Consider the following 25,632-nt stretch of genomic DNA (forward strand, 5'->3'; position numbering starts at 1 on the left):
AGAGAAGTTGCTCTAAAACTTTAACTTTAATTATAGTAATTTTTAAAAGGTAAGATTAGAATACTTTCTTAATTTATATTCCTATTGGAATAAGGATTTGGAATGTTCTGAACAACTCCTCAGTTACTCAGAACAGATAATTATATTTCATCCCATCCAGTTACCCCTGAGGACATTACATAACTAGTGACTGTTGATTCAAAAAAGTTCGCCTTAGTATGTGCTTCTTTTTTAGTATCAGAAAAACGCTCTAAATGAGTATAGGGACTTTTGTTATATTTAGTTTCTGGATAGAGGGGTTCCAATCCAATCGAACGCAACCGAATATTGGCCAGGTATTTAGTATATTGTTCAGTGCTAGACTCAGTAATTCCTAAGATATTATTCCCAATAATATGATTAGTCCAACGACATTCATGTTCTACAGCTCTAGCAAACATATCATAAATTTGATCTACAGAGTGAGTAAATATTTTTCTTGCTTCTGGAATTAGCTTCTGATATAGACGAACATGACTTAATTCATCTCGGTTAATCATTTTAAAAATGTCGGCTGATCCAGACATTAACATTCTTGATGCTAGATTATAAAAGTAAATAAACCCATTGTAAAAATATAATCCTTCTAATAAAAAGTCTCCCATTAGCGCCACAAAGTAATTCTCTGAAGTTGGATTATCAATATATTTTTGATACAAACTTGCAATAAACTCGCAACGTTTTTTCAAAATTTTGTCAGTGCGCCAAAACTCATAAACATGATTGCGTCTTTCCGGGGGAATAATAGTTTCAATAATATACTGATAACTTTGATTATGCATTCCTTCTTGAGAAATCTGTTCTGCCATACATAGACTAACTTCTGGTGCTGTTACACTACTTTTTAGATGTGGAATATTACAAGTTTGTATTGAATCCAAAAAAGTAAGATAAGCTAAAATTCCTTCATAAGCATAACGTTCATCATTAGTTAAATTGGCGTAGTCTACTACATCTTGTGTGATATCTATCCGTTGAGGAATCCAAAAGTTTTCTCTCATCTGCTGATATAAATTTACCGTCCAAGGGAATCTAACATCATTAAGTTGCATTAAATTTGTTGTGTTACCAAACCAGATAGAACGATTTTCTATGGCATCATCCCCATTTGGATTAAAAATAGGGTTAATAGGCATTTGTTTCGGTATTTTAGTCTTATTTACTACCATAGTATGATTGAGTTTATATACAATTATAGATACAATTAAGTCTCTATTATTTTAACATTACATACAAATCAGTCAATTAATTTTTTGATTTGAAATATATTCTATACATTGTATTCTTTTTTTTGTTTAATTATATTAATTAAACAAAAAAATATGCTGACTTTATTGTAATAATATAAATCTTTTAAATGAATTACTAAAACACTTAAATACTATAAATTTTAGTATTATGATTTATAAATACTTTTGATACATTTTAATGAGTGTTACTTTTCTTATTTTTATTGAAAAAAATTACTATAAATTACATCTTTCCAACAAGATATATAAAGCATTATAAAAAAATAAAAAAACAAATACACTTTTTAATAACTTTATATATTATTTATAATATATAAAGTTATTAAAAATAAAAAACATTTTTTATTCACCCTTAACTACCTTTTAGTTTTTCACACTATTTAGTATCTATTAGACTAAATCAGTTAATTTGCACAGGCAGAACAACTATTATTAGATTCTTTAAAATCATCTTTTTGAACGGTTCTAATGTAATAAACAGCCTTACAACCTTCTTGCCAAGCTAATACTAAAGTATCAAAAATATCTTTGGCATTAATAGAGCGTTCTGGTTCATGGGGGAAATAGATACCTTTATTCAAATTAAATAACAATTCCATAGAAATACCTGTATCAATCCACTGCTGTATTTGTCCTACAGCTTTTACCACTTTTTGTTGATCCAAAGTTTTGTTTTCAGGATAAAACCAAAAAGCTTCCTCAATAAAAGGTGGAGCAATAGGAACAGTCCCTTTCGCCCATTTATCATAAAAAAAGCGACTATAAACTGGAAGAATACTAGCTGTGCATCCTTGAACTAAGGAAGAGGAGGTGTTAGGGGCGATTGCGGTAATATGAGAGTTACGAATGCCGTAAGCTTGAATGTCTTCTGATAACTTTTTCCAGCGTTCTTTATGAGTAGCATTTTCTAAAAACCATTCTACTGGTTTTGCCCCGATTAACTTACCTTGATGCCATTCACTTCCCACAAAAGCCTGATAGGGCTGCCTTTCTTTGGCTAACTCCATAGAAGCGTAAGTACACCAATAACTAAATTCTTCAAATAACTGATTAATTTCTGTCAATTTTTCATAGGATAAATGTCTTTTGGCTAGCCAATCTGCTAAGCCCATACATCCTATTCCAATCGTACGATATTTATCATTATGAGCTTTAGCATCATCAAAAGGACTATTCGTAATATCAATAGTGTTATCTAAAATTCTAACAGCAACATTACAAATATACTTTAAATCATCAGTGTCAAGATTTGCTAAATTTAGGGAAACAAGATTACAAGAATGTGCCTCTCTACCAGAAGAAACATTGCTAAAAGATTCGGTGCATAAATTTACTCCAGGAATATATCCCTGATGTTTATTAGGATTAGCACGGTTCATAGTATCTTTGAAAGCCAAATAGGGCATTCCCGTTTCTACCTGTGACCGCATAATTGTTTTGAATAAGTCACGGGCTTGAACACGCTTATAAAGAGTGATTTCCTTGCCTAATGTTTGCTCAATCACTCGATAGGCTTCCTCAAACTTTTCTCCCCATAAGTTAGCCAATTCTATACCTAATTTACTACGAACTTCATAGGGATCTACTAACGTCCATTCGTGTTTATTTACAACCCGACGCATAAACTCATCAGTTAAAATTAGCTGAGGGAAGACATCATAAGCTTTACGTCTTTGATCTCCATTTTCTGTCTGCATTTCCAAAAATTCGGGAACGTCTAAATGCCAAATATCTACCCCAACAGTCACAGCCCCCGCCCGTCTACCTCCTTGGTTGACAGCGATCGCAGTATCATTAAGTAATTTTATCCAGGGAATAATTCCCCCAGAAGCGTTGGCTTTTCCCATAACCCAACTCCCAGTAGCCCGAATTCGGCTGACATTGACGCCAACTCCCCCTCCATTTTTAGAAATTCTAGCAGCGTTAGTTATTTCTTTAAAAATACTCTCTAAATCATCATCAATAGATACAATAAAACAACTCGTCAACGAACCGCCAGGAATTCTAAGATTAGCTAAAATTGGGGTAGCTAGAGAAATTGTGCGAGTGGCAATTGCCTCATAAAACCGTCGGGCCCAAACTAGTCTGTTTTCGGGAGCTTCTATCGTCGCTAACAAGAGCGAACAAGTTAGTAAAGCTTCTTGAGGAAGTTCATCAAACAATAGATAACGTCCTGTCAAAAGTACTGCTCCGGCATAATCATAGTCTGTATCCCAATCAGGATTAATCCAACTGCCCGCCTCTTTTAATTCCTCATTGGAATACGTAAGTATTCTTGGATCATAAGCTTTAGATTCAACTTTCGTTTTGACAGTTTTATGGTAGTCACCATATTGATAGCCTCGACTGACTAGGGTATCTTTCCATAAGCTCCAGATATGAAGTCTTCCTGCTACATAACGCCAGTCTGGTTCATCTGGTCCACACATTTCTAAAGCGCAGTTGATCAGATTATCCTGAATTTCTCTAGTAGTAATACCGTGGCGTAAACGAGTTTTTAATCCGGCTTCCAAGGCGATGGAATTAACGTTATAACCTTGGCAAGCCCAATCTACAACTTCCCGAATTTTTCCAATATTCAGAGGAGTCCAAGAATTATCTCGGCGAATAACTTGAATTTTACTAGTTCCCGAATTAATCTGGTTTTCTGGAGCAGAAGAAGGTTGATAGTTAGTTACTTGAGAAGAATTAAAGGAAGTTAAGACAGTTGGCTGCATCGTTAGTTTAAACTTTTTAAAAACAAACGTAAACTGAATCAATGAAACTGACAGCTTTGTACTATTTTTTGTACTTGATTTCAGTCTAATAATTGAAGCTACATTCTTGGTTATACCACATATATGGTGTAAGTGCTAGGGGCTTTACTCTATATATGGACATATAATGCAACAATACATCATTTAGATTAATGGTTTACAATTGACTGTCTAAACTTAGTTACACAAATAAATCCGTTACAATTTATATATTTAGCTGTGATGACCTCAACTAATTTCACCTATTTAGTTGAATTGACAAAATACCAAAATAAGTTTTTTTAGTAAATTTTGCTTAATAAACCAAGTATTCAGTGATTATATTGAGTAAATGAACATAAGTAATATCAAATCCGTCACTTAAATTCTAACATCCTAATGAAATATGACTGGCAAATCCAGTCATATCAGGAATTAGTAGTCTTTCGTCATAAATAAGACAAATAATGACTATTTTAACGACTCTTATTCTTATAGTTGATGATATGCGTAATATACAAAAAAATTTAAAGTTGACAAAAATAATTAATTTCTTTATTTTACGTTATTTAACTTTATTATCTACAACAATAGACAGTTAATGAATGTAGAGTAGATTGTTCGTATAACTACAATAAATTTATAAATGAAAGTCCTTATTTTTGTAAACAAAATTGCGATATAAATAATCAACAATAATTCCTATTGTAATCACTTTAATAATTTATGTATGATAAAAATGTATATAATTTAGTCATTTGTTTAATCCATAATTTTACTTAATAAAACACACTATATTTTACACTCAACTTAAACTTAGTAGAACATGATAAAAAATCAGGTATATTCTAAACATATCATTGGTAACAATAATACATAACATAAATAAGGTTTATTTTGCAGTTTCAGTATTAATATAACAGAAAAAATAAGCCCAAAACTAAATATTATACTGAGCTTTAATGACTGCTATTGATTTATTTCTGTTTTTTACTTACTAAGATATTTATGTTTAAAACAATTACTATTCTTATGAAGTACAATCAATTTATCTTAGCTTAAATTAGTATTTAATTATTAAAAAATTTTATTGTAAATGGCAATATATTGAAGATCTAGTTATTAAGATACTTAATTGCTTGTTTGGAGAATGTAGCAAGTATTACTTTTAATGAAAAGACATGAGAAATTTTTAGTATAAATATTTACTCTAAAAACCTTTAAGTTCTCCCTCGTTTAATCTGATAATATATATATTATTTATAGTGAATTTATATTGTCGTCAGAGCTAAACAAAAAATATTAAAAGTACATTTAAACTTATTACTAAAAATTATTTTTCAATATCTATGTTGCTAAAAAACGGGTTAGAATAGTAAGAAGATACTTAAATTATATTCAACATCTTTATAGTTAATCCTTCTGAACAAGTCTAAGCATAAATAGTTTCAGAATTTGACTAGGTACTTTTAGGTTAAAACTTTAGACTAATGTTACACCATAGGTGTTAGACCATGAGCTATTATCTATTAATTGAGGGTTAATCCTTAACCCTCAAACCAAATAAAACTTTATTATATTCTGGTTATCCTCCGGGAGCCAAAATTCCAACTTATGGACACAATGACTAGCGATAAAATCCGATTACGTAACGAATTTATTAATACACAAGTCATCACTCGCAATACAGGTAAAAAGTTAGGTGTTGTCAAGGAAGTCTTAGTAGATATAGACCGACGAGAAGTAGTTTCCCTAGGATTACGAGACAATATGCTCTCATTGTCGGGAATACCCCGATATATGTATCTTTCGAGTAGTCATCAAATTGGGGATGTAGTCCTAGTTGAAGATGAAGACGTAGTTACAACCGTCGATATCGATACTTATTCTTCTGTTGTTAACTGTGAAGTAATAACTGAGACAGGAGAGTCGTTAGGGCGAGTCCGAGACTTTGAGTTTAATATTGAGACGGGAAAAGTATCCTCCATTATCATAGCTTCTCTGGGCTTGCCCCAAATTCCTGATCGGTTAATTAGTACTTACGAACTATCTATTGAACAAGTGATCAGTAGTGGTCCTAATCGCTTAATTGTTTTTGAAGGAGCAGAAGAGCAGTTAGTTCAAATAACGGTGGGGGTTTTAGAACGGTTAGGTATTGGCCGTCCTCCCTGGGAAAAAGAAGAAGAAGATATTTACTATCCTCCAACCACACGACCTGATAACCAGCTTGGGACAGGCATACCTGTGCGTACTCATACTCCTTTCCAAGAACGACAGTCAGTGATAGAAGAACAGTGGGATGAGGATACTTGGGAGCAGCCCATTGCTGCCTCCCCCCCAAAAAAACAAACTGAATCTATCCGTTACGAAGAACTAGAAGAGGATAACTGGGGAGAAGTCAAAGTAAAACGTAAGACTCATTACGAACCACCTCGGCAAGAAAGAGAGTATAAGTACGACGAAGTTCGAGGGGATGTTTGGGATGATGATGTTGAACTCGAATCTTATAATCCTCCTCGAGTTGACATTCCTCAAAAACAGAAACAACCTGAATACTATGAAGAAGAGGCTTAAGAAAAGTCGGAAGTAAGTAGAGGATCGCCAAACTTAATCTATCACTGTTGAAATTCTTTACATTTTGACAAACTGTGCTAGTATCTTTGGTGATCGACTAAAGAATTAAAATTTTTTATTCTGAAATCTATTTTAAGTTAAAACTTGGTGTAGGAGTGTCCAGGAGAATGTCAGACGCACAATTGACCCGAAAAAAACCACGAAATCCCTTTGATCCCATTCGCATTGGTGTGATTGGGGTAGGCAACATGGGTCAACACCATACTCGTGTTTTCAGTTTGCTCAAAGATGTAGAATTTGTTGGTGTCTCCGATGTCAACGTTGAACGAGGTTTAGATACTGCTAGTAAGTATCGAGTTCGTTTTTTTGAGAATTATCATGACTTACTGCCCCATGTTGATGCTGTCTGTATTGCTGTGCCTACACGCTTGCATCACTCAGTGGGGATGGATTGTCTCAAAGCTGGAGTTCATACTCTTATTGAAAAACCTATTGCAGCAAGTATTGCTGAAGCTGAATCGTTAGTCAACGCAGCAGCTGGCTCTAATGGGATTCTGCAAGTGGGACATATAGAACGATTCAATCCCGCCTTCCAAGAGTTAAGTAAAGTTCTCAAGACCGAGGAATTGCTAGCCTTAGAGGCTCATCGTATGAGTCCTTATTCTCAACGAGCAAACGATGTTTCTGTAGTTTTGGATCTAATGATTCACGACATTGATTTACTGCTTGAGTTAGTAGGCGATCGTGTGGTCAAGTTGAACGCTAGTGGCAGCCGTGCTGCAGATTCGGGATATTTAGATTATGTAACTGCTACCTTAGGATTTGCTAATGGTATTGTTGCTACCTTAACTGCTAGTAAAGTAACTCACCGCAAGATTCGCCGTCTAGCAGCACATTGTGAAAACAGCCTAACAGAGGCAGATTTTTTAAACAATGAAATTCTGATCCATCGTCAAACCACTGCCAATTATACTAGTGATTACGGTCAGGTTCTCTATCGTCAAGATGGACTAATTGAAAAAGTCTATACTAGCAACATCGAGCCTCTTCATGCCGAGCTAGAACACTTTGTTCACTGCGTTAGAGGCGGTGATCAACCCTCAGTAGGAGGAGAACAAGCTCTCAAGGCGTTGCGCCTAGCCAGTTTAATCGAACAAATTGCCCTTGACGGACAAGTGTGGCAACAGTCTGACCAAGTCTACCAAGAGTTAAGCCATTTGGGGATTAGTGTTTCTTAAATTAGCATCGAGCTACTCAGTAGGGGCAAAAATGGTCAACCCCTACGTCGATTTTAACCTTTATATTAGTTCTCCTCTAGTACTCTTTCCTTAAGATTCCCTACGGGAAACGCAGTTATTAAATTAAACTGTCGGTTGAATCTTAATACAATTCGAAACAAATACACGACAAGTATGCTGTTGGCTTACAGCATACATAAATGATCGCCCCAAAAGTAAATTGACAATGTAAAAAGTAAAAAGATATGCTACCATGAAAACGATAAGAATATAACTGGCTTAAGCCGGATTACCTTATGCATGAGCTATGGGTGCTGCACTAGTCTAAATCATAAGCGTTTCGAAAGCACTATGGCAGAGTGTTGACCGTGAGGATTAATTTTTCGAGAATGGTCCAGTGACCAAGTCAGACACACCCGATTGGAAATATATAAATACAAAGAAAGAATATTAACTAAAATTAATGTAACAGAGGTTGAGTACAGAACAATAATACTAGTTTATTAATTCGCAAATTTATCATGGTTTTGCTAAATTAACACATCCTGTTATCCAACCGTTTTGGGGATATCTTTGTCACAATTTCTTAGCCTATTCTAGTTAAATCTTCGCTAACCTATTATCTAGAGTTATTTTTCTAACCTGTTCATTTTTAAGCTAGGAGCCAAGCTCAATGTCAGATCTTAATCGCGGCATTATGAAATTCGACGGAGCCGATAAGCCCGTTCTCATTGCTATTTCTGCTTTCTTGATTTTTGGAACAATTATAGGATTGATTCTGTGGGCGTTTAAAGTAGCCTATGTTGCTTGAATTAATCTAAATTAATGATTGGGTTGTCCATCATTTTTTGAATTGGTCCAAACGACTTTTAAGGTTCTTAGAGTATATAAACTGTCTCTGAACCTTTAAGTCACTATTCTTATCAACTATTTTGTCACCTATTGACTCTGACCTTTTTGCTATAGCTGAACCTGCTCCTTTGTTAGGGAAGGTTTCCCTAGATTTGATAGCAGTTTTTCTTATGCTGCTTTTATCTGCGTTTTTTTCAGGTTCAGAAACAGCCATAACTGCCTTTGATAATTTTAAACTGAAGGGATTGATTGAGCATCAAGGAGATCCTTCAGGAATTTACCGTTTAGTACTTGAAAAGCGACGGCGTTTTATTACGAGTCTGTTGATTGGGAATAATCTAGTTAACAATTTTTCGGCTATTCTCACCAGTAATTTATTTGCTATTTGGCTAGGCAACGCAGGGTTAGGAGCCGCAACAGCAGTTGTCACGATTTTTATTTTAATTTTTGGCGAAATAACTCCAAAATCATTAGCAATTATTAATGATCGTGCTTTTTTTCGTCTTGCTGTCCGTCCCATTTTCTGGCTATCCCAATTTCTAAGTGTGATCGGAATGGTTCAAGTTTTTGAAGCAATCACTCAAAAAACAATCTTTCTATTTCAAGGAAAATCTGATAAAACAGCACAATATGGGGAATCATTAACTGATTTACAGTTAATGATTGAGATTTTAGGTGGGAAAGGACACTTAGATTTGTATAGACACCAGTTACTCCATAAAGCGTTAATGCTTGATCAGTTAATGGCTAAAGATGTTGTTAAACCTCGTATTGACATGGTTACAATTTCTCATGAAGCTAGTTTACAATCATTACTCAATTTATCTTTGGAAACTGGCTTTTCTCGTATCCCAGTGCAAGGAGAATCCAAAGATCAGATTGTAGGAATTGTGCATCTTAAACAAGCTCTTCAAACCTTGCAATCAGTATCTAAGGACATGCGTTCTCAAGTTTGTGTCACCGATACGATGGATTCTCCCGTCTATATCCCTGAAACTAAGCGGGTGACTAACCTACTTAAGGAAATGCTTCAGCAACGAATTCATATTGCTATTGTAGTAGATGAATATGGTGGAACTGTAGGGTTAGTAACTTTAGAAGATATTTTAGAAGAATTAGTTGGAGAAATTTACGATGAGAGTGACTTCCCTCATAGTCAGGGGGTTTTATGTCAGAACGAACGCCCGCCAATCCACAGTCCTTAAATAAATTGTCTGATAAAAAATTGCATATCCAAAACATCTGTGTTAGTATAGATAGTCGTGGCACAAATGGGTCGATGCCCGAGTGGTTAATGGGGGCGGACTGTAAATCCGCTGGCTATGCCTACGCTGGTTCAAATCCAGCTCGGCCCACCACAATACTTTTCAAGATTCTCTGTTCTGAATAGAGCAAAGAGTAAAAATCTTTGGGTAGTTTGTCCCAATATTGCCTTTGTAGCTCAGTGGTAGAGCACACCCTTGGTAAGGGTGAGGTCACGAGTTCAATCCTCGTCAAAGGCTCTCGGATTGTTTTAGATTATGGAGTCTGGAAAACCTTGGACTTGGTAAGTTTGAAAATTTTTACGAGAAGTTCCGGGGTGATTGTTTCTTAAATATCAACAAGATAGTAATGTAGACATAAAATTTTAAAGCAAAGGATAATGATAAAAATACGACAATGTTCTCGTTATTTTATTTATTGATAGACTTAAAAACTTTTTAAGCCCACCTAACTAGCAAAGGTGAATTGTCTATGATTATTTCTGCTAGTTGGTCTGGTCCATCGAGGATTGAGATATAAAGTATTGTCTGTTCACCATAATTAATCTTAAAATTTCATAAGTAAAAAAACCATGTACATTAATTAACTTCTACAATGTCTAATCTTCTGTAATTAGCTGTAGAAATAAAAACTTTTTTGATGATATAAATAAATTTATTTATATCATCAAAATCTTAAATAAAAAAATCAAATAAAGTTTAATCCGTATAAAAATGTATTGTTTTTACTATTTAGTTTAAATTTGTAATTAGTATACAGCAATACAAAATCTAAAAGATTAGTAAATGAAACACTATTAATTGATTACAAAGATATTTAAAAAAATAATGACAATTAAAATATTGTGTAATTAATTTTAAGTTAGGATAAATTCTAATTATTCTATATTTACATTCAAACAAGCTCTAAAAAGTTTACATTATTATCAACGACAAAATCATCTTAATGAGAAATAATTTATCGGGTATATAATAACTAACTATAGTACCAAAATTCACCAATTAATGTAATATCGTATCCAATTTAATTTGGCATTTTTATAGATTAGTAATTATTGTAGTTAACAAACCGTATTGATAATAATCTAAATTAGATATATGTACAGTTAAAATTATAAAAAAATACTTTTTTATAATGCCAATAAATTTATAATCATCACAAAATAATAGTTCTTTAAATCTATATAGAAAAAGTTTTATATTTAAAAGACTTGTAACAGTATAAAAATATATTACTGTTTTTGATAGTTATGGGATTAAGATAAATATTATCCACTATGTTCAAGCGTTAAGATTGAGCGACAATAAAAATCTATTGTTCTTGATTGAGTCCTTGTTGTTTAAATAAATTAGGAATAAACACTAAGAAGTAAAACCACCATATAAGGACAAAAGATGAGGTTACGGCTATCAGCCAAATTTTATGAAATAAAAGCCAATTTCCAAGAATTACTCCTGTTCCTGTTAAAAGGATTGTCCAGGGTTGACACCACCAAGGTTTGTATTTCCAAATATCGATTGTAGGAGGAACTGACATAAACTAAATCTATACACAACTTTTGTCTAGATTTAATTTTAAGTCATAATGTCAAGTAATATAATTAAACTTAATCTTTCTTTATGTGATTACCATATGATCATATCATTTTGTTATCTTTGATTACTTTATCTATCATAGATACCATCATTTTATTTACCTAATGATAACAGTAAGACGATAACATCCAAAGTTAACTGGCATAAATTTGCAGCGATTATGGAATCTAATAGGTAAACGACAATAAATATTAAGATAATAGCTACTACTAGTCGAAAAAATAATTAGTCTTAATTAAGATATATAAAATAACCACAAATTAACCTTAAAGAAACATTAGCTTTTTTAAAACTAATGAAGGGAACGTCGCTTTAGGACTGAGCACAGCAAACTAAACATGAATTCTTTCATATAGTATAAAGAGGCAACATACTTCATATTATATTAAGATTTTTTAGCAACATTAGACGATAATTTAACTCTATCTAACATAGACAGTTCTCAAATAATTGTTGTATATTGACAACTATTTGAAGTAGCTATTTTTAATAGTTGAATTTAATGTTATCAAATAAACCAATTATTAGTTATCAACAAGCAACTAAATTTTTCATTGAGATTTATATTCAACCACCGACCAAGTTTATTATTGATAACTACTCAATATTATTACCAGATTGTAAATTTTATCCTCAAACAATAGCTATTATTTTATTGGAGGCAAGAATGTCTCTAGAAAAAAACAACAAACAAGTTCAACAAGAAAAACAGCGATTGAAGAAAGAATTCTTAAAATTAGGAAATAAAATTCAATCGATTGCTAAAAAAGAAAAATGGTTAGTTGAGATTATAGACCCTCAGAATGGAAAACCAATTAATTCTACTTCAAGTCAGATAAATTTTGATATTGTCTCTATTGTGCATGAGTTACTAGGCTTCACATTTAACAATACTAATAGTGGCTGTAAACTTTTAAATCATCCACTCAAAGCCACAGCAATTTACCCCAATATTATATTGTCTAATATTGATCATAAACAGATGGACTTTCTCATAAAAAAGACTCTAATTTAACTCAAATAAAATATTTATTTATCTCCTATTTTTTGTCAATATTTGTGTTATTAATTATAACAACTAATTTTTATATAGTTAAAATAAGGACATGCTTTCAGTAAGCACGTCCTTTGCAATCAATTGATCGTCATTTTAATTAAAAACATTAAAATAAATTAAGAGGCATTAACTAAAGTTCGGTTACGACGTTCATTCAAATAAGCCATGAATTCTCGTCCTTCTCGTAAACGACGTACCAACATTTGGGGATCAACTAACATTTCTTTAACGATGGGAATAATTGCTCCAGGACGAAAATAAAAGCGACGATACATCTGTTCAACTGCATCTTCGATTTCTGCTGCCGATAAATTGGGATATTGTAATGTAGACATTTGAATACCAGAAGTTGCTACCAAATCTCGATTAGTAAACCAATCATTGTCTAAAGCTTGTTGATATAACTCTGTTCCAGGGTAGGGCGAAGCAATAGATACTTGAATAGTGTGTGGACTAACCTCACAAGCAAAACGAATGGTATCTTCAATAGTTTCCTTGCTTTCATTTGGTAAACCGATAATAAATGCCCCATGAACCTTAATTCCAAGTTTATTACAGTTAGCCATAAACTTGCGGGCTACTTCAAGTTTAATCCCTTTTTTAACTCCATCGAGAACTTTTTGGTTTCCTGATTCAAAGCCTACCAAAAGAAGTCTTAAGCCATTGTCTCGAAGAGTTTTTAAAGTATCATAGTCTAAGTTTGCACGGGCATTACAACTCCAAGTTAATTTTAGTTTTTTGAGATGTTCACTAATAGCAATAACACGTTTTTTATCAATAGTAAAAGTATCATCATCAAAGAAATATTCTCGAATAGAATTTCCCCAAAGTGATTTTGCTAACGCCATTTCCTGTCCTACTGCCTCAGGACTTTTAGCACGATACTGATGTCCTCCGATAGTTTGAGGCCACAGACAAAATGTACATTTTGCAGGACAACCGCGACCTGTGTACAAAGAAATATAGGGGTTAAGTAAATAACCAATGAAATAGTTTTTAATATCAAGATTATTTGCATAAACAGGGAAAACACTCGGCATTGAGTCCCAATCGTGGATTAATTCCCGTTCTTCCGTGTGTTTGATATTTCCCTGTTGATCACGGTAACTAAGTCCCTTAATCTGATCGTAAGGCCTTCCTTCAGCTAATTCCTGACAAGAGTAATCAAATTCATTGCGACAAACAAAATCGAGAATAGGATTTTCTTTAAGAGTTCTGGTCGGTAAAACTGCTGCGTGTGCTCCCAATAAACCAATTTGAGTTTCAGGATTTTGAGCTTTAATAGCCTGAGCGCATTTTACATCATTAGAAAGAGTGGGGGTGCTGGTATACATAATAACCAGTTCATAGTCTTTAGAAATTTTGAGAACATCCTCCACTGTTTGATAATGAGCAGGAGCATCCACCAGTTTACTCCCAGAAACTAACGCTGCTGGTTGTGCTAACCAAGTAGGATACCAAAAAGAGGTAATTTCACGTTTTGCTTGATATCTTGCTCCTGCACCTCCATCAAAACCATCAAAGGAAGGGGGACTCAGAAAGAGTGTCTTTTTCATGCTGTCTCCTCACACTATTACCGATTAACTATCAATATAACCTAACAACTTTAGTCAAGATTAACGACAAAAGGTTTCTTAAACCGAAGACATATTTCCCTTGGGACACCAAGATCAGTGGTTAAAGACAAATAAACAACATTATAGTCAATGTACATTACAGCTTTTCAGAAAAATAATAAACAGAGCTAAAAGTGCCTCCAAGGAGTTAGTAATAAAAACTATGATTAATTGATGTTGTTTTCTCTCTTAAGAGTGTTTATAAAGTTAGAGATTAAGAAATATATTCAAAGTAAAAAAATTGAAGATTGTCTTGAAAAATAAAAGATAGAATCAGTCTAGTTTGTATTGTTAGTATTGATACAAAAAGTAAAAAGATATTATATTTTTAATGGATCTTTCAGTAGTATGTATGTTAATTAATCTATTCAGATTGATTGACAATTAGAATAAAAATTTTGTTAAATAAGTCCTCCATTTCTTTGACACTTAGTTTGAATTATTAGGTAATTAAATTGATTAACAATTCTAATGTTATAGAGGCTATCATTTATTATATCTTTAGTTTAGTTCCTCATTTATTTATAACGTATAAGATGTATTTTGGGCAAAAAATATATGGACTTCTAAAATATATATATTTTGTATTGATATAACTAAATTTTTTGTTGTATTTGTATTTTGATATTATATTGAATTTATTTTACTTTGTTATATAATAAAATTCTTTTAGAGCATGTATGTACATAAGTTATTTTATGATAAAAAGTTATTTTAGATTAAGAGAATTGCCTTGGATTTTAATTCTTTTAGAACATAGGTTAAAAAAGTATATTTTTTTAGAGAAATTAACTTTAATTCTGATACTTACAAATGTTTATACATATTATGAACAAATATATTATAGATTTTTATAGAAGTAAATTTTATTTTTTATTTTGTTTAAAAATTAAAGTGATCGCTGTATATCACAAGCTTGTATTTTTTCAATATACAACTATTCTATTTATTTTACATTATATCAATTCAAGTTTTTTACTTATTGAATAGTACAATAATCTTTTTATGCTTTATAAAGTGTCAAAGTATGTTTTTTATGTTTTTTATAGCAGATACTTTGCATGCAATATTTTTAATATATATATCTAAATTAAAATAGAATTGATATATATTTTATATTCCTATTTAAGAGTTAGCTGTTTAAATCAAGAGTTAATCCCCACAGGTTATAGTTTTATAACTATGTCAGCTAAATTTTTATGCCAAATAGTACTTATTAGGTAATTTGTCTTTAAAATATTTATTCTGTTCTCTACTTTAATGAAAAATGGCTAAGTTAGAGTCAATCGTCAAAAGTCTTAATTTTCATAAGGTATTATGGAGAATAGTAAAGTTAGACTTAACCACCAAGAGTCTTAATTTTCATAAAGACACCACTTTAACCCGTAAATTTAGTTGATAATCCACAGGAGATAAATCATCTTATGCAAGAGCTTGCCACACGCTCAGAGATTGAGTTCAACAGCGAAATCTACAAGGATGCCTACAGCCGCATTAATGCCATCGTTATTAAGGGCGAGGAAGAAGCATATCAAAATTATATAGATATGGCTCAAATGCTACCTGATTATAAAGATGAGTTAATCCGTCTTTCTAAGATGGAGCACCGTCATAAGAAAGGTTTCCAGTCTTGTGGTAAGAATTTGAACGTTATTCCTGACATGGAGTACGCTCACGAATTTTTTGCCCAACTTAACAGAAACTTTCAAGAAGCCAAAGCTCAAGGAAAAATTGTTACTTGTTTGTTAATTCAATCCTTGATTATCGAAGCTTTTGCTATTGCTGCTTATAATATCTACATTCCTGTTGCCGACACCTTTGCCCGAAAAATTACTGAGGGAGTAGTTAAAGATGAATATGCTCATCTAAATTTTGGTGAGGTCTGGCTTCAAGAAAATTTTGAAACATCAAAAGCAGAATTATATGAAGCTAACAAAGATAATTTGCCTATCGTTTGGACAATGCTTAACCAAGTTCAAGACGATGCAAAAATTTTGGGAATGGAAAAGGAAGCTTTAGTTGAAGACTTCATGATTAGTTATGGAGAAGCTTTAAGCAATATTGGCTTTAGTACCCGTGATATTATGCAAATGTCTTCTTATGGTTTAAGAGCAGCGTAGAACAATTTGTTTGATTACGTATCTTAAAAAGATTCCTAATCAAATCATTGGGTTCAAATTATCGCCCTTCTAGGGCGAATTTCTTTGGTTATCTTTGTAACTATCGATAGTAATAAGAGTCCTACGCCAGTTATCAATCAAACTCTATAAACCTAACACTGTCAGTATATCAATCCCTTAAAAAGGGACTGTTTACACAAATTGTTTTTTGAACTTTCATTAAGTCAGTTTATTTTACTAAACGTATGAGTAATCTTCTTAGTTCCGTCCAGAGAACCCACAGCTTCTGAATCCATCAAGGTTGAACTATGCTACTATTAATCCTTGAGCTATTCAAATATCGAGGCTTACAAATATAAATCGTTTTATTTATTAGCCATATACATGACTAAACTATACTTGTGGCATATTCAGACTTTTAAAGATTTTGATTGATGAAGTCAAACCCCAGCAATAACCAAATTTGTCGAAATCCATGACAGCATTATATTTTAGCAAATGACTGATCCTGAAAAAGCTGTCACTGTAATACTTATAAGGTAGTTAATAAAATTATGTCAGTAACCTTAAATTAGCCTGTAACCAAACTGTATGAGAACACGCACCTAGGCTTGTAATTTACGACAAATTCTCTGACGTTTGTTCTATGGCGTAAGCACAACTATTCCTCTTATCAGAAGACTTTTCTACAAAGCATAATTTAACACTTAGAAAGAACAATAGTTCGAGGAAAAGTAATTGCTTATCTATGCGCTAGTCAGACCATAGTTAACGTTAATCTACTCGATCACTGTGAGTGTCAATCTAGGAAACAATTCTGTATAAATATATGCAACATTTAGCTGATTTTTGAGTAATTTTAAATTCAGTTATAAGTTTTTATATAAAAATATTGATATATTAATGTATTTTTAACTTAAATCAAAGACAGCTTAATAAAGGATAATTACAGTCTGAGTAAGGCTGATTGATGTAGAGTCATTTATAATTTGTTCTATATCGTGTATTTCTACTTATTGTTCATAAAACACTTACATATTGAAATTATTGCTAATTAATTTTTGTTTAGTTACATTAAGACTAACGACAAAATTTTTTATATTTACTAAAATAATACATAGTACTATCTATTGATGAGCTTAAAAGACTTGCATAAAAGAGTTTGTTGTGAATATTTTTTTCTTAAAGACAATTATAGTAGATACAATATTATTAATTTATAACGACTCGTATAATTTACCTGTAAAAAGATAAAATAAATACTTTTTACGGTAAGTCAATTTATGCCAGTGTCTTGACATCTTTGTTTATAAAACATTTATATTTCAAATGCTAGCTTGTTATTAACATAACCGATAAATAAAATTTTATAGGGATTCAGCAAATATTTACTACCCTAAATTTAGTAGAGTCTTATTATTTAACTTAAGTCATTTATCCCGGGTAGTTTTTTAAAGTTTGTTTCAAGTATTTCCCTGTATAAGAATTAGGATTACTAGCAACTTGCTCTGGAGTCCCTACAGCAATTATTTTTCCCCCTTTATTCCCCCCTTCTGGACCTAAGTCAATAACCCAATCCGCACAACGTATAACATCTAAATTATGCTCAATTACTAACATGGAATGTCCTTTATCTACTAAACGTTGCAACACATTTAATAGATGGTGCACATCGTAAAATGACAATCCTGTCGTGGGTTCGTCAATCAAATAGATAGTTTTTCCAGTCGCCCTTTTAGATAATTCTGAGGCTAATTTAATCCGTTGGGCTTCTCCTCCAGATAGAGTTGGTGCAGACTGTCCTAGTTTAATATAACCTAACCCAACGTCTACTAAAGTTTGTAACCTTTTCTTGACTTTAGGAATATTTTGGAACACATCTAAAGCTTCTTCGATTGTCATGTTTAAAACATCAGCAATGGAATAATCTTTGTACTTAACTTGTAGGGTCTCTCGGTTGTACCTTGAGCCCTTGCAAACCTCGCATTTTACATAAACGTCAGGGAGAAAATTCATTTCAATAATATTTACCCCCTGGCCGCTACATGTTTCACATCTTCCCCCTTTTACATTAAAAGAGAACTGACCTTGTTTATACCCTCTGGCTTTCGCTTCAATAGTTTCGGAAAAAAGCGCTCTAATACTATCAAAAATTCCAGTATAAGTAGCAGGATTAGATCGGGGAGTTCTGCCAATGGGAGACTGATCAATAACAATTACTTTATCTATGGATTCTAACCCCTTTATTTTGCCTAATTTTTTAGGAAAAGGAACATAGTGATTTAAATGATGTTGTAGAGCCGGATATAACAATTCGTTGACCAACGTAGATTTTCCTGATCCTGAAACTCCTGTAATACAAACTAATTTACCTAAAGGAATGTCAATATCAATATTTTTTAGATTATTTTCCTGACAACTAATTAACTTTAAGTGAGCTCCATTTCCAGGGCGACGTCTAGCCGGAGTTTTTATGACTTTTCTTCCGGATATATAATCCGCTGTTAAAGATTCATCGGCTTGGATTAATGTTTCTAAAGTACCCTGACATACAACATATCCGCCATTAATTCCTGCAAGAGGTCCAATATCGACTATATGGTCTGCACTGCGAATTGTATCTTCATCATGTTCAACGACTATCAAAGTATTACCCAAATCTCGTAACTTTTTGAGAGTTTTTAATAAACGTCCATTATCCCGCTGGTGTAAGCCAATACTAGGTTCATCCAGTACATATAATACTCCTGTCAATCCTGAGCCGATTTGGGTGGCTAAACGGATACGTTGTGCTTCCCCTCCTGATAAAGTTTTAGTTCCCCGATCTAAGGTGAGATAATCTAAGCCAACATCAAGAAGAAATTGCAAGCGATTTTTGATTTCTTTTAAGGCTAATTGTCCAATTAACTGTTGTCTTTGAGTTAATTTTAAATTATTAATTTTTTCTAAACATTGATCAATAGAAACGCTGGTTAATTCATTGATTGTATATTGACCCAACCTAACAGATAAAGATTCAGGTTTCAATCGTCTCCCTTTACAAACTTCACAGGTTCTATCAATTAGATATTTTTCTAATTTTTGCTTAACAATATCTGAATTAGATTCTTTATAATTTCGTTCTAAAATTGTAAGGATACCACTAAAAGTACGATAATAATCCTGACTTTTATTAGTCCGATGATTTTTCTCAATAAGAATAGGTTCCTTAGTACCATGGAGTAAAATTTCCTGCTGATATTTAGTTAATTTATTCCAAGGAGTTTGAATATCAAAACCGTAAGCTTGACCTATACTATACAAAAAAGAAAGATAGTAAGAATTATTTTTGTCTGACCACGGAGCGATAGCAGAATATAAAGGAAGAGAAGGGTCAGGAATTACTAAATCAGGAGAAAATTGACGTAAACTTCCTAAACCATGACAGTTTGGACAGGCGCCGTAGGGAGAATTAAAAGAAAATAAACGAGGAGATAATTCTTCGATAACGGCTCCATGTTCAGGACAAGCAAAATTTTCCGAGAACATAATTTCTGAAATATTTTTGTTATCCTGATTATCATCGTTATCTGAATCTAGAATATCAACAATCGCTAGTCCGTTTGATTGATGCAAACAAGTACTTAAAGAATCTGTTAAACGCTCTTCAATTCCTTCCTTTTTTATTAAACGATCTATAATAATTTCAATATTATGATAGTTATTTTTATTTAATTTAAAAGTATCAGAGAGTTCTCGAACTTCCCCATCAATTCTGACTCGAACAAATCCTTGAGAAGCTAAATTGGACAATAACTTTTGATGAGTTCCTTTTTTTCTTCTTATTACAGGGGATAAAAGTTGAAATTTGGTACGATCTTTAAGTGCCATGACACTATCACACATTTGATCAACAGTTTGTGGCGTGATACTACGATCACAGACTGGACAATGGGGTTCTCCAGCTCTCCCAAATAATAACCGTAGATAATCATAAATTTCTGTGACTGTCCCTACCGTAGATCGGGGGTTATGAGAAGTTGACTTTTGATCAATAGAAATAGCCGGACTCAACCCCTCAATTGCATCTACATCTGGTTTATCTAATTGTCCTAAAAACTGTCTCGCATAGGCACTCAAGGATTCCACATAACGCCTCTGCCCCTCTGCAAAGATGGTATCAAAAGCCAAAGATGATTTACCAGAACCTGAAACCCCTGTAAAGACAATAAGATGCTCGCGAGGAAGATCTAGGTCAATGTTTTTTAAGTTATGCTGTCTTGCACCACGAATGCGGATATTATTAGAATCAGACATGTAGTAACCCACTAACAATCCTTAATAATAATAGCGTCTATCTCAGTTAGTTGTTCTGTGCTTATTAGAAAACATAAATTAGAATGGCTTAAATATCTTGGGGTTAGGGCGTCCGTTATATGTAGAGATATTATGTTTCATAGAAACTAATTTCTAGATATCCTTTTTTTTAAAAACCGAATTAGTTGCTTTTTTAAAAATATTTTATATGTCCATTATCTTTTAAGAAGATAGCATTAAGTAACTATCTTGAGTCATATTATATGTTACTTGTTTAATTGAATCATATTCATCAGCGTAAAAATTTTCATGCTCTTGTCAGTTTTGATTTAAAACTAGTCTTAGTTTATGTTAAACTTTTATAAAAGTAAGCTTATTTTTATGCTCTATAGCTAATTTTTATTCTTTTATATATTGTATAGTAAACTAACTAATTTTTAGTACATAGAATTTAGTATATTCACAATTACAGTCTCGAAACATTATTTTTTGTAGATGGTGATATTATGTAGTTAACATATTTTACTATTTCCAGAAAAATCAATAGATTTCTGTTTCTTTTGTAGGACTAAAATAAGTGATCAAATAATATTGAATAGCATGATTTATTTTAAATTTGATACAAAAGTAAAAAGTAAGTAAATAAATAAATCCTGAAAAAGATTTTTTGTAGTAATAAAAAAGAGTATTACTCCATTTCTCCATCTAGCTAAATATATATATTATGACAAAATAGAGTAGGCTTAATCATTTAATTCAGTAATTAATAGATAAAATCAGTGTATTAATTACCAATAAAATTTAGTAAAAATAGCAAAGAGGGGCTAGTGATTAGTTTTAAAAATTTTTCTATAAAAAAATGATTATCCTAAATAGAGATTTCATTGACGATTTAAATTAACATATTCGCTATAGAAAATATTAATAGATATATAACTTGTACTAAAAGTTTTAATAGTCACATCCACCATAATCTTTTTACCTATTAATTGGTAAATAAATAGCTAACAATTAACATTAACTCTATTCATTTAGAAAAAATTAATAGATTAAACAGGTTTACTATTAGCAGATGAGTAATTATATTTTGGAATTAAGTGATTATCTAGTATTCCCAAAAACACAGTTCTTTGCTAAAGCTTGTCGCAACAAAATTTTATACTTTATATCACTAACTTTATAAGCCCCAAACCTTTCGAGATGAGGATTTTGTAATTGAGCGTCAAACAACACAAAATCTCTTTTTTTAAGATATTCTACTAACTTGACCATTGCTACTTTAGAAGCATCGGAAACTTTGTAGAACATCGATTCTCCAATAAATGCTCCCCGAACAGCAATTCCTAAAATTCCTCCAGCTAACTCATTTCCTTGCCAGGTTTCAAAACTATAAGCCCATCCCTGTTTATAGAGATTGTAGTAAATATTAATAAGTTGGGGTGAAATCCAAGTTGTTTCTCGCTCAGCACACCCTCGACAAACTCCTAAAAAATCACGATTAATCTCTACTGAAAACCGCCTTTGATTCAAAATACGTTGTAAGGATTTCGGATAATGAAAATTTTCATCAAGAGGAATCAAGGCTCGTTGACAACTCGAATACCAACCTAGAACACCCGTCTCATTGGCCATTATAAAATAACCTTGAGCATATCTTTGTATAATACAGTCCGTATCTTCAGTAAACTCCATGGCGGCTTTTTGCTATCGATAAACTTTTATGGACGCCGAACTTATTTCTTTAACTGACCAGCCTAGCTGCGACATAGTCTAACAAGTTAATAGAAGCAGTTTTTATTGTTATTTATTCTACTTAATTTGTGGTCACTATTTTAATAAATCGTTGCTATCGACACTATTGACTAATAATAATGTGTAGAAAATCGATGAAATGCTCGACCTATAATCAAACATTTCAAAATACCAAAATTATTAATTAAGAGTTTTAGAAGACATTTTGTTAAAAGAATTACAAAAATAGATAAGCAATGACCAATCATCAACTTACTCAATAACTGGTCATTTACTTTCATCGATTGTCCACTGATATCATTACCAACTAGACTTAACAACACCAGGCAATAAACCTTCATGAGCCCATTCCCGTAGGACATTACGAGACAAACCGAAATCTCTATAGTAAGCCCTCGGACGACCTGTTACCATACAACGGTTTCGACGGCGACTAGGCGCACTGTTACGGGGTAGACGTTGAAGTTTGCGATGAAGATCCATCTTTTCTTCGTAAGTTTCAGCGACACGGAATTCTTCCTTGAGAGTTTCCCGTTTTTCAGCATATTTTCCCGCCAGACGAGCGCGCTTTTTCTCTCGCTCAATCATCGATTTTTTAGCCATAGATTTTTTTGTTTAGGATTATTGATAAAAGTATCATCTCCTATAGTATCGTATTATTCTGGAGATAGAATATATTTTTTCATATAAGGTAATAATTATTTTGAGAAATATTCATGTACTGACGTTAAAGTAGCAATATATCTCCATATAAAGATTAGATTTGTAAATGAATTGAGAGCATCCATGGAATCTGGATGAAATTATACGGATATTAGAAATAGGTGAGTTAGAAGAAACTCAACGAGGTTATTCAATCAGTGCAAACAAAACAAATCTCATAACATCTGTAGGATATAGAAAAATTGGTGTTCACTATTACTAAATATCTCAATAATAGTGAACACCAATTTTTTGTAAATGTCACCATAATAAAATTATGGATTTTGGTAAATTGGTTAAGATGAACTCAAATAATTAATTTGGTGTTCGAACAGTATATTAATAGTTAAAGATTATGTTGTATTAATTGCTGAAGACATTAAAAATCGAGGAAAAACATACAGTACCAAAATACTATCAATTGTTCAAAAAGAAGGAACTTTTAACTAGAAATTAACATCCATGATACTGACGATAGACAATTGTTTTACAAGCTTAATGTCATCAAAGGGTGTTTATGGTGATGAGGTAAACATGGCCAATAGTTTTGAAAGAATACCTACAGAAACTAGTCTTCAACAAACACCAGTTACTCGAAAGTTTTCTAGATCTGGTAAATATTTCTATAAGAGAAGAAATACCTCTACAATCAAGATTCCTCGCAAAAATATTCCTTCAAAAGGACTTATTCCTTTTTACCGTGGACTGTTATGGGGAATTACATTTAGTTGTGCGGCTGTACTGTCCGCTACCGTTGGGGCAACCATTACCCTCTTCAGTCCTCTATCAAGACAGTTAATCCCTTTTGTTGAGCAGATACAACTTCCTTGGGAAGAAAAAAACCTAAAAGCTGACACTTTATCTGCAGCAACACCTCGACCCCAAAAAAAGCAAGAAGGAACAATTTTACAATATCGATTGTCTCGTCCTGTTAATGTTTTAGTGTTAGGGATTGATCGAGTTCCTGATGCTCCACCAGGAAGTTTGGATATTTTTGGAGGGCGTAGTGACACAATCTTAGTATTACGCTTTGATCCCAGTGATCACTCAGTAAAAATATTATCCATTCCTCGGGATAGTCGAGTTAATATCCCGGGGATAGGATATACCAAAATTAATGATGCCAACATTTATAGCGGTCCAGCCTTGACTGCTAAGGTTTTAAGTAAAACATTAAACAATGTCTCTATCGACCGCTATGTTCGAGTCACCACTGATGTTTTTGTCAAATTAGTTAACTTAGTAGGGGGGGTAGACATCTTTGTTTCTCATCCCATGAAATATGAAGACAAAACTCAGAATTTGAAAATTGACCTTGAAGTAGGACAGCAAATCCTTAGTGGAGAACAGGCAGAACATTTTGCTCGTTTTCGCAAAGATAGTTATGGAGATATTGGACGGGTACAACGACAGCAAATTTTGCTAAAGTCCTTGTTAAAACGGTTATACAATCCCTCTGTTTTGCCTCATATTCCCAAAGTTATTAATCTCCTAGAACAAAGTATTGATACTAATCTAACTTGGGAAGAGATGTTAACATTAGCTAATTTTGGACGGCAAGTAAAACGGGAAAACGTTCAAATGGTGATGTTACCTGGACGGTTTAGTCAAAATAACGAATTTGACTCTCGCAGTTATTGGGTTCTTTCCTCGAGGGGGATCGATAAAATTATGCAAGAATACTTCGATATTACCTCTGAATGGAAGCCCACGTCATATCGTTCCTCAAATCAAATCAGAATTGCTGTACAAAATGCAGCCGGTGATCCAGAATCAGGAAAACGGATGATGGAATATTTGGCAAGTCATGACTTTCACAACGTCTATATTATTAAAGATTCACCTCGACTTCTGGGTAAAACAGAAATTGTCGTACAGAAAGGAGATTTAAGAGCTGCCAAATACTTGCAAACTCTTCTGGGGCTAGGTAGAGTAGAGGCATCTTCTACGGGGGATTTAGACTCCCAAATTACCTTACGAATCGGTCTTGATACCAAGGACTTATTGTCAGAAGATAAATTTATTAAAATCAGCGAGTAGTTCAATTCAATTAAGAGTATATGATGAAATTAATTACAGGTTTACTGTGGACTAAATATTAGAGTAGGTTAGGATATTGTAATTAATTAGTTCATAAATTCCGTTGGATATCTGTCTGTCCATAAATCTAGAAGTATCATCAAACCATGAGCTCTCCAAAATCATAAAAGATTTAGAAAAGGTGTATTTGCGTGCATATACGACAAGTTTTTTTGAAATGTCAAATTTATATCTATGGGACTTTGATTTAAGGACTAATTAATGTGCAAAGTAAATTTATGAGGATTAAATCTGACGAGTTTACTTCTAGTCCGCGTAAACTCCTATTTCGCTGATTTAACTAAGGCTATCGTGGTTGATACTATCACCACCCCTATCTGCTTCATCGACAAGGATCAGTTTCACAAATCTAACGATTAGTAGCTATTAAGTTTTCCTAACATAGGAGATGACTGATAGGGTGAGTTTTGTTTCTGGAGTAAGTGCACGACATAGTTTAGACT

General features: G+C 32.8%; 14 protein-coding genes and 2 tRNA genes. 9 read left to right on the plus strand and 7 right to left on the minus strand.

Features of this window, described 5'->3' with window-relative positions; genetic code table 11:
* Positions 1-140: 140 nt before the first annotated feature.
* Together OXU93_RS05695 and OXU93_RS05700 are read right to left on the minus strand one after the other, a co-directional pair.
* Positions 141-1,175, minus strand: a complete 1,035-nt coding sequence (locus OXU93_RS05695) for a ribonucleotide-diphosphate reductase subunit beta (RefSeq protein WP_416378794.1) — start codon at positions 1,173-1,175, stop codon at positions 141-143.
* A gap of 518 nt (positions 1,176-1,693) precedes the next feature.
* Entirely contained in the window at positions 1,694-4,006 is a 2,313-nt protein-coding gene (locus OXU93_RS05700; RefSeq protein WP_267383177.1) for a ribonucleoside-diphosphate reductase subunit alpha, read from the minus strand.
* Between the two features lie 1,641 nt (positions 4,007-5,647).
* On the opposite strand from OXU93_RS05700, the gene OXU93_RS05705 reads away from it, so the two are divergent.
* The 6 genes from OXU93_RS05705 (at position 5,648) to OXU93_RS05730 (ending at position 10,190) form a co-directional block, all read left to right on the plus strand.
* Positions 5,648-6,598, plus strand: a complete 951-nt coding sequence (locus OXU93_RS05705; RefSeq protein ID WP_267384816.1) for a PRC-barrel domain-containing protein — start codon at positions 5,648-5,650, stop codon at positions 6,596-6,598.
* A 167-nt stretch (positions 6,599-6,765) separates the two neighbouring features.
* Positions 6,766-7,836 (plus strand): Gfo/Idh/MocA family protein, encoded by a 1,071-nt coding sequence (locus OXU93_RS05710; RefSeq protein ID WP_267383179.1) that lies wholly within the window; start codon positions 6,766-6,768, stop codon positions 7,834-7,836.
* A 673-nt stretch (positions 7,837-8,509) separates the two neighbouring features.
* A complete protein-coding gene (locus OXU93_RS05715) occupies positions 8,510-8,647 on the plus strand; it encodes a hypothetical protein (RefSeq protein ID WP_267383180.1) in 138 nt (45 codons plus the stop codon).
* Between the two features lie 151 nt (positions 8,648-8,798).
* The gene (locus OXU93_RS05720) at positions 8,799-9,893 is read left to right on the plus strand and encodes a hemolysin family protein (RefSeq protein WP_267384818.1); all 1,095 of its coding nucleotides are present in this window, start codon (positions 8,799-8,801) and stop codon (positions 9,891-9,893) included.
* 68 nt (positions 9,894-9,961) lie between these two features.
* A tRNA-Tyr gene (locus OXU93_RS05725) sits at positions 9,962-10,046 on the plus strand.
* Between the two features lie 72 nt (positions 10,047-10,118).
* A tRNA-Thr gene (locus tag OXU93_RS05730) sits at positions 10,119-10,190 on the plus strand.
* Between the two features lie 1,072 nt (positions 10,191-11,262).
* On the opposite strand, the gene OXU93_RS05735 is transcribed toward OXU93_RS05730, so the two are convergent.
* Positions 11,263-11,487 carry a DUF6737 family protein gene (locus OXU93_RS05735; protein WP_267383181.1) on the minus strand — a complete coding sequence of 75 codons (225 nt, stop codon included), beginning with the start codon at positions 11,485-11,487 and terminating at the stop codon, positions 11,263-11,265.
* A 561-nt stretch (positions 11,488-12,048) separates the two neighbouring features.
* Here OXU93_RS05735 and OXU93_RS05740 point away from each other — a divergent pair.
* On the plus strand, positions 12,049-12,561 hold the full coding sequence (locus tag OXU93_RS05740; protein ID WP_267383183.1) for a hypothetical protein: 513 nt from the start codon (positions 12,049-12,051) through the stop codon (positions 12,559-12,561).
* Positions 12,562-12,719: 158 nt separating this feature from the next.
* Here the strand turns inward: OXU93_RS05740 and hpnJ are convergent, their stop codons facing one another.
* Complete coding sequence (gene hpnJ, locus OXU93_RS05745) at positions 12,720-14,159, minus strand: hopanoid biosynthesis associated radical SAM protein HpnJ (RefSeq protein ID WP_267383184.1); 1,440 nt, start codon at positions 14,157-14,159, stop codon at positions 12,720-12,722.
* Positions 14,160-15,643: 1,484 nt separating this feature from the next.
* On the opposite strand from hpnJ, the gene OXU93_RS05750 reads away from it, so the two are divergent.
* Complete coding sequence (locus tag OXU93_RS05750) at positions 15,644-16,339, plus strand: aldehyde oxygenase (deformylating) (protein WP_267383185.1); 696 nt, start codon at positions 15,644-15,646, stop codon at positions 16,337-16,339.
* Between the two features lie 1,434 nt (positions 16,340-17,773).
* On the opposite strand, the gene uvrA is transcribed toward OXU93_RS05750, so the two are convergent.
* The 3 genes from uvrA to rpsN form a co-directional block, all read right to left on the minus strand.
* Positions 17,774-20,635, minus strand: coding sequence for an excinuclease ABC subunit UvrA (gene uvrA / locus OXU93_RS05755; protein ID WP_267383186.1), 2,862 nt, complete (start codon positions 20,633-20,635; stop codon positions 17,774-17,776).
* A gap of 1,101 nt (positions 20,636-21,736) precedes the next feature.
* Positions 21,737-22,327, minus strand: a complete 591-nt coding sequence (gene aat, locus OXU93_RS05760; protein WP_267383187.1) for a leucyl/phenylalanyl-tRNA--protein transferase — start codon at positions 22,325-22,327, stop codon at positions 21,737-21,739.
* A gap of 360 nt (positions 22,328-22,687) precedes the next feature.
* Entirely contained in the window at positions 22,688-22,990 is a 303-nt protein-coding gene (gene rpsN / locus OXU93_RS05765; protein ID WP_267383189.1) for a 30S ribosomal protein S14, read from the minus strand.
* Between the two features lie 633 nt (positions 22,991-23,623).
* On the opposite strand from rpsN, the gene OXU93_RS05770 reads away from it, so the two are divergent.
* Positions 23,624-25,129 (plus strand): LCP family protein, encoded by a 1,506-nt coding sequence (locus OXU93_RS05770; protein ID WP_267383191.1) that lies wholly within the window; start codon positions 23,624-23,626, stop codon positions 25,127-25,129.
* Positions 25,130-25,632: the final 503 nt, after the last annotated feature.

It is taken from the genome of Cyanobacterium sp. uoEpiScrs1 (assembly GCF_947331815.1).
Taxonomy (GTDB): Bacteria; Cyanobacteriota; Cyanobacteriia; order Cyanobacteriales; family Microcystaceae; genus Rippkaea.